This window comes from Grimontia indica (assembly GCF_000333895.2).
GTDB lineage: Bacteria > Pseudomonadota > Gammaproteobacteria > Enterobacterales > Vibrionaceae > Enterovibrio > Enterovibrio indicus.
The window spans coordinates 24044-30375 of the sequence record NZ_ANFM02000049.1 but is presented as its reverse complement, the minus strand read 5'-3'; the positions used below and the strand labels follow the sequence as shown (position 1 = coordinate 30375).

Sequence of the window (6332 nt, the reverse complement as noted above, 5' to 3'; positions counted from 1 at the left end):
CGTTTTATGCTTTGTTGAGGTGTATTTGCTTAGAATGACTAGGCGGCACACACCTCGCCGCGCCTAAAACGCTTATGGCTAGAACAAAATTAAACCACCAAAGGTCAACAGCCCCTAATATAAAAGATAGGAGTCCGGCAATCGGGAGTCAGCGCGCCGATGGAAAAAGACGAAGAACAAGAAGAACAGCACCGCAATTTCTTTAGGCTGAGATATAACGAGCCTGAAATGCCTACTTTCCTGTGGGATGGTGAATCATTCCGTGTGAGTGAGATTTCAGAGCAGGGGATCCGCATTGAAGTCAAAGCGGATACCCAGATTTTTGATGGGGAAGTGATTGCGGGCGTTATTCAATTTGACGATGGTGGCGAGATAGAAATCCAGGGTAAACCACTGAGAAGGGAGGAGGATGAACTGGTCATCAAACTCCATCATGGGGTCGAACTCAAAATCATGAACAAAGAACAGATTCGAATAAGAAAAAAATATAGCCGCGACTGAACCTGATCTGGGTTCAGCTCTCGAATTTCCTCCGCTTTATCATTTGAGACCATATGCCTTTCCTTCTTAAAAAAGGGAGAAAGGCAATGGAATGCTTGCCTTAAACTACGACATTAAAGCGTTGTATAAATCAACTCGACATAAGTTTGTTCTTAAAGGGTTTGGTATGGCTGATATGGCAAGAAATGCAAAATGCGCCTTGGTGTCTTGTACTCTGTTTTTGACCTGCGTTGCGCCTTCATCACTCGCGCTGGAATTGACTCAGGCACAAAAAGAAGAATTCGTGAACAGCACAGTGATGATGCTCGAAGCAGGCGGAATTCTGGGTTCTATTGCTAAATGCTCGGGTAAATCTGAGGGTGAACTAAAACAAGGGTACGAAGAAGTACTGTTCAAGTGCTACGACGAGATTAAGAGCTTTGACGACATCTCCGTCTGCCTGACGGAAAAAGTACCCAAGATGACGGGGCTCACCGCGGAGCAACTGGATAAGTGCGTGCCGGACGATATGTGATTTGATCAAAAAGGGGGCATGACGCCCCCTTAACTTTCGCAACGCTTTGCTAGAAAGCCCATCGGCCCAAGGCCAACAGCCCCTAGTGCTGCGGCAAATCAGGCTTGGGTTTTACCTTCACTAGACTTTCGACAATGCTGATCGCCAAGCCCAGCCAAATCAGACCAAAGCTCACGGTTTTCACGCTATCAAACGTCTCCCCAAATACTGCTACTGCCAGAACAAACTGCAATGACGGCTCAATGTACTGCATAAAGCCAATCATCGACATTTGCGCATACTTCACCGCTTCCGAGAAGAAGAACAGCGGCAACAAAGTTACTGGCGCAGCGCCAAGGTAAAGCAGCAGAGTAGACATATCGCCGGATACCGCCACACTGGTGCCTGAGCCCATCTTGTACGCCATGTAGATTGCCGCAATCGGCAGAAGCACAATGGTTTCCACCAACAGGCTTGAAATCGCATCGTACTTCACATGACGCTTACACCAGCCATACAGCGCAAAACCCACCGCCATCAGCAAAGCAGCAACAGGCAGCTCACCGTATTGCCAGATTTGATAGCTCAAGCCCAAGGTGCCGAAAACCACAGCGGCTTTCTGCCCCAGAGAGAGCCTTTCATTAAACGCCAACACACCCAGAGCAATCACCAGAAGTGGGTTAATGAAATAGCCTAGGCTCGCATCCAACACACGATCGTTAGTCATCGCCCACGTAAAGGCACTCCACGACACACACATCATCACAGACGCGATAGCTGCAAAGAGAAACGAGCGCTTGTCTGCAATCAGCGCTGCCCAGTTTGGCGACTTGGCTTTGCGCAGTTGAAGCACCAAAAGCAAAAACGGCAACGAGGCGAGAATACGAAGTGCCAACAGCTCATCCATGGCTGCGTTGGGTAAAAATTGGTAATAGAGCGGCATTGCGCCCCACAACAGGAAGGCAACAGCCGCCATCACGTTACCAAAACGTGTTGGACTCATAGATAAATACCTGGATGAAAAGTGGTCAGAGGATGCGCGATTGTATAGCGAGAACGGGATTTGTAAAGTGACTAAGGTGAAAGAATAGCGCGTTAGGGTGTGGATTTATCTAGATGTATAGAAATGATGAATTTCTGGATGTTTCAATGGTTGAAAGAGCAGCTATCTGAAGGGATTGTGCGAAATAATTTAACATCAAAAGTTGAGTGTTTTACTTGGATATTTTGGCTATTTAAAGCGCGTAGCCTGTCACTTTTAATTGCTTGATAGCCGTTGAGAGAGAATCCTTTGCTAATCCTGCTCTTAGTCCCTTCGCCTGACTAAGGGGAAGGTTAGGATGAAGGGTGGTTTGACAAGGTTTTGCCCCAAAGTGTATATGGAATCCACGTACCTACAAAACGAATCTGCAATCAAAGTTAAGATGCGTACGTATATTCGGCTTCTTGATGAGGTAGCTATCCTCTAGCCTTTGATGTTTGCGCACCTACTGTCCTTATCGAGTTAGCAGCTTCTAAAGCGTGACAGAATGGCCAGGTTCTCAGCAGGTTGGTCTTACCTTTTCCGCTTCATCATTTTGTAAGATTCATATTAATCAGTCAGTAATACTGGCTCATAGTTGGTTTCATATCGAAGCATTGCCCACGCGGTCCGTACGATTTTATTTGCTAAAGCGATACAGGCTTTTTTAAACCCAATTCGAGCAATGAGCTTGGTAAGCCAAGCGTCTTTTTGTGTTTTCGGATTATCAGGAAGCCTGCCCACATAAGACATCGCACCAAGATATAAAAGGGAACGAAGTTCCTTTACACCACCACATTTATCAATACCAATCATGAAAACTTTTCCGCCTGAGCTATGTTGTTTTGGGGTGAGACCCACAAAAGCAGAGGCCTGCCTTCCGTTCTTAAACTGTTTGCCATCTCCAAGGGTCGTATAAAGCATTGCCGCCGTTGTTTCACCAACGCCCTCAATCGCCATGAGTCTTTGGCAGGGTTCAATTTGTCGAGTTAGTGCATTTTTTTCTTTTTCAAACTGGATAAGTTTTAACTTAAGTTGCTTATATTGCTCCCACAACATGGCCAGCACCGAAACGACATTAGCTGGAATTTCTGTTTCACCGTCGAGAGCAGACTGGACAGAGGCTTTCAATCCTTTTTCGCCTCTTGGGTTAGCGATGCCGTACCCAAGAATCGTACCGCGGATGTGTTGACCTAAAGAAACAACGGACCGAGATAGGAAACGACGACTACTTTCTAGTGATTGAAGAGACTGTGTCTCAATGGATTTTGGACGGCTGAACTTGATGCCAATTTGAATAGCTGCATTTGCTATAGCGAGAGCATCATTGTGGTCAGTTTTATGCCCTTCCAAACATCCTTTTACTTTTTTAGGATTGAGTAGCCTAACATCATGGCCATACTTCTCAGCAAATTGCCCCCAGTAATGGCAACCACAGCAACCTTCCATTGCGACGATAGCGGGTTTGGCTCTGGCAAGAAACTCTTTAGTTTTCTGTCGGCTTAGTGGTCTATTGAAAAGCAATTCGCCATCTGCGCTGATATGACAAACTTGCAAAACATTTTTGGCTAAGTCGATTGCAATAATGTTAGTGGTCAACATGATGGAACCCTCGTGTTTAATCAAACCTTGGAATTGTAGATCGCCAAGGAAAGAGTGGATTCCATACATCAAGTTAGCATTTCGAACAATCCAGCACTTGAATCGACGTACAATGGCCAAATTTTTCTAATGCACTCCCTATGTATAAAAATACAGGGATATGTATATAGTAAAAATGTGAACGCTTTAAATTCGGGACGCCCGATTTCTCATTTTTGGACCACAAGCCAATAAGTTAATCCACTGATTCTACTAAGCTATATGGTAAACTGACTTAAGTGTACGCGGACTAATCGGGCATCTCGGTTTTGGACTAAACGGGCTTTATGCCTGCTAATAAGTTGTTATGTGACTGGTAGGTTATGAAGTACAAAAACATTAAGTCGGCGATACATAACTTTGGACATAGTTACATAAGCTATGAAAACTATGTCGACGGTGACTTTGTTTTATATGAGTTAACTAATATTCATAGGAAAGGGTACGATATATCAATTGATTGGCTCAGAGGGCATTTCGAGCCACACCAGCTTTGTAGCGAAAGAATTGAGAAATCTATCGATTATTGGTCCGCCGGCCTAAGTAAGCATCTTCTAAATCAAAACGTTAAGCTCGAATCATTAACAGCACTGCATTTTGAATGGCCTGCAAAACAAGGACCTTTTATTTTGGCAGTTGATGATCGTGGCGTAGAGCACAAAAAGGAAATTGAGTATCCGAGATGATTTACATAACAAGGGCTTAAAGGGGACTAAAAACACTCGATCAATTATAGTCTTTTCAAATTTTGGCGCTTAAGGTAGCTGTTTCGCGTGAATCGTGTGTTTTCAGCCCCTTAAGCCGACGTTAGTGTTCCTTAATAATGGGTTTTCAAATTTAGGATGAATGAAGAAAACGAAAATTACTTTATTGCAAAATATGTAGCAGGCGCTTGCGAAACTGATGATTTGATCAATTATGCTCATTCTAATTTAAACAACGGTGTTTATTCTGACGGCTTGTTGGAAATTATTGATGCAGAACCTAAATGTTGGGAAGTTGTTTCGCCTCTTTTTGAAAAGCTTATTGCTCAATTTCCTTTATTTGAGGATTCAATTAATTTCATAATTAAATATCACCTAAAGTTAATTGCTAGTGAAAAAATAGATCCATTCATTCAATTTCGGCAGTTGCTCAATGATATTGATAATTTTGACCTACATGAAAACGTAACTAAGTATGTTGGGGATAATGTAGGAATCGAACATCTTTATGGGTTGTATTACGCTAGAGATGATTTGGAAGTAAATGATAATTATGGCGTTACTGAAATAGCTGTTCAAATGCAAGATGAATCCAAAAAGTGGTTGTCAGAACACTAACAAGTTACTTAAAAGGACGCAAAACGCTTGGCTTGTGCTCCTTCGTCGCTAATTTTAGCCAAGCAATTTTGCGCCCATTAGTAAGGCGTTAGGGCACCGGAGGCAAAATGGGCAGAAATTTACTGAGTTTATTGTTTCTTTTAGCTATCGTTTCTGGATGTAGCGACGAGTCTTGTCAATCTGATCCAACTACAGAATTTAATATGGCTATCGAAACCTTAGTTAAGGAGAAAGACGATTCTCGTTATCTTCGACTTATTGAAAATGGTTTAGATGTAAATTATCAAAATAGCTGTGGGGCTAGTATGTTACACATATCCACTATTGTGGGTGATGAGTCATTGGTTACATTGCTATTATCAAAGTCTGCGAATCCCAATGTTTTTAACTGGCAAGGTGAATCACCAGTTTTTATGGCTGCTCAATGGGCTGAAGACGATATATTGGTCAAGTTATTACAAGTAGGAGCTGATCCCAATGCTGTTGCTGGGGAGTTAGCATATAGCCCTTTAATGATTGCTGTACTCAATGAGCACCTTAGTACGGTTGAGATATTAGTTAAACATGGTGCTGACCCTGACTATACGAATGATGCAGGTGTATCAGCTATCTCTATAGCAAGAGAGAATGGTTATAGAAAACTGTTAGCAGTTCTGGAAACAAAAGTGCCCTAACAAAGCGTTTAAGACAGATTCGCAACGCTCGGCATTTTCGGTTTGATTCAGCTTTGGTGATTACGGCACAATAGTTTAGGTATGGTGGTGGCGTTGCTCACTACTTAACGCGGCGTTAAAATAGCAAGGATGTTCACATGGGAGCTATCTATTTTGTATTTCCAATTGAGGAAGAAATGGCAGCATGGTTAACCGAAGAAGCGATTGAATTTCCTAAAGGAATGGCAAGCCGAAATCCATTTCTATCCGAGATTAAAAGCGCACTATCGAGTCTAGATTCCTTTAGTGTAGAATTTTCAGATGAGACCCTAGGAGAGCCGTGGCAAGCCAATATTGAGCACGAGAAAGATCTGGAGAATAAGGGTTGGGCACTTATGAATATCGGAGCTCTTCATAAGAGTCAGAACAAAATTTATTTCTCTAGTAGTTGGCCTGAGGTAATACTGAAAATTCTGATAAAACTAACAGAAACTACTGGGCCATTGGTTGTCATTTGCGATTCTGATTGGGTGCCGCTGGTTGTCGAGCAAGCAGCAGATGCTAACAAGCTAATGGAAAAGTGGATATAAATTTTAACAAGCGCATGAATGAACGCTCCACTTCGTTGCGCTGGACCGCCGCTTCGCGTCGGCCCATTATGCGGGCGTTGGTATAAATCTTTAATTAAGAATAAGTCGTTT

Annotated in this window: 8 protein-coding genes; 6 read left to right on the top strand and 2 right to left on the bottom strand. The window is 42.9% G+C overall.

Features of this window, described 5'->3' with window-relative positions; translation table 11 throughout:
• Window positions 1-159 precede the first annotated feature (159 nt).
• The gene (locus tag D515_RS22285; RefSeq protein WP_002541875.1) at window positions 160-501 is read left to right on the top strand and encodes a PilZ domain-containing protein; all 342 of its coding nucleotides are present in this window, start codon (window positions 160-162) and stop codon (window positions 499-501) included.
• A 91-nt stretch (window positions 502-592) separates the two neighbouring features.
• Entirely contained in the window at window positions 593-1015 is a 423-nt protein-coding gene (locus tag D515_RS22280; protein WP_002541874.1) for a hypothetical protein, read from the top strand.
• Between the two features lie 82 nt (window positions 1016-1097).
• On the opposite strand, the gene rarD is transcribed toward D515_RS22280, so the two are convergent.
• Window positions 1098-1997 (bottom strand): EamA family transporter RarD, encoded by a 900-nt coding sequence (gene rarD, locus D515_RS22275; protein WP_002541873.1) that lies wholly within the window; start codon window positions 1995-1997, stop codon window positions 1098-1100.
• Between the two features lie 588 nt (window positions 1998-2585).
• A complete protein-coding gene (locus D515_RS22270) occupies window positions 2586-3617 on the bottom strand; it encodes an IS110 family RNA-guided transposase (protein ID WP_002541872.1) in 1032 nt (343 codons plus the stop codon).
• Between the two features lie 362 nt (window positions 3618-3979).
• Between D515_RS22270 and D515_RS22265 the strand changes: the two genes are divergently transcribed.
• The 4 genes from D515_RS22265 (at window position 3980) to D515_RS22250 (ending at window position 6221) form a co-directional block, all read left to right on the top strand.
• On the top strand, window positions 3980-4342 hold the full coding sequence (locus tag D515_RS22265) for a hypothetical protein (RefSeq protein WP_039850533.1): 363 nt from the start codon (window positions 3980-3982) through the stop codon (window positions 4340-4342).
• A 156-nt stretch (window positions 4343-4498) separates the two neighbouring features.
• Window positions 4499-4978 carry a hypothetical protein gene (locus tag D515_RS22260; protein WP_002541871.1) on the top strand — a complete coding sequence of 160 codons (480 nt, stop codon included), beginning with the start codon at window positions 4499-4501 and terminating at the stop codon, window positions 4976-4978.
• 107 nt (window positions 4979-5085) lie between these two features.
• Window positions 5086-5652, top strand: a complete 567-nt coding sequence (locus tag D515_RS22255; RefSeq protein WP_039850531.1) for an ankyrin repeat domain-containing protein — start codon at window positions 5086-5088, stop codon at window positions 5650-5652.
• 137 nt (window positions 5653-5789) lie between these two features.
• Window positions 5790-6221, top strand: a complete 432-nt coding sequence (locus D515_RS22250) for a hypothetical protein (RefSeq protein WP_039850529.1) — start codon at window positions 5790-5792, stop codon at window positions 6219-6221.
• Window positions 6222-6332: the final 111 nt, after the last annotated feature.

Coding starts and splice junctions, on each gene's coding strand:
- D515_RS22285 (WP_002541875.1), top strand. CDS start 160: ATGGAAAAAGACGAAGAACAAGAAGAACAGCACCGCAATTTCTTTAGG.
- D515_RS22280 (WP_002541874.1), top strand. CDS start 593: ATGCTTGCCTTAAACTACGACATTAAAGCGTTGTATAAATCAACTCGA.
- rarD (WP_002541873.1), bottom strand. CDS start 1,997: ATGAGTCCAACACGTTTTGGTAACGTGATGGCGGCTGTTGCCTTCCTG.
- D515_RS22270 (WP_002541872.1), bottom strand. CDS start 3,617: ATGTTGACCACTAACATTATTGCAATCGACTTAGCCAAAAATGTTTTG.
- D515_RS22265 (WP_039850533.1), top strand. CDS start 3,980: ATGAAGTACAAAAACATTAAGTCGGCGATACATAACTTTGGACATAGT.
- D515_RS22260 (WP_002541871.1), top strand. CDS start 4,499: ATGAATGAAGAAAACGAAAATTACTTTATTGCAAAATATGTAGCAGGC.
- D515_RS22255 (WP_039850531.1), top strand. CDS start 5,086: ATGGGCAGAAATTTACTGAGTTTATTGTTTCTTTTAGCTATCGTTTCT.
- D515_RS22250 (WP_039850529.1), top strand. CDS start 5,790: ATGGGAGCTATCTATTTTGTATTTCCAATTGAGGAAGAAATGGCAGCA.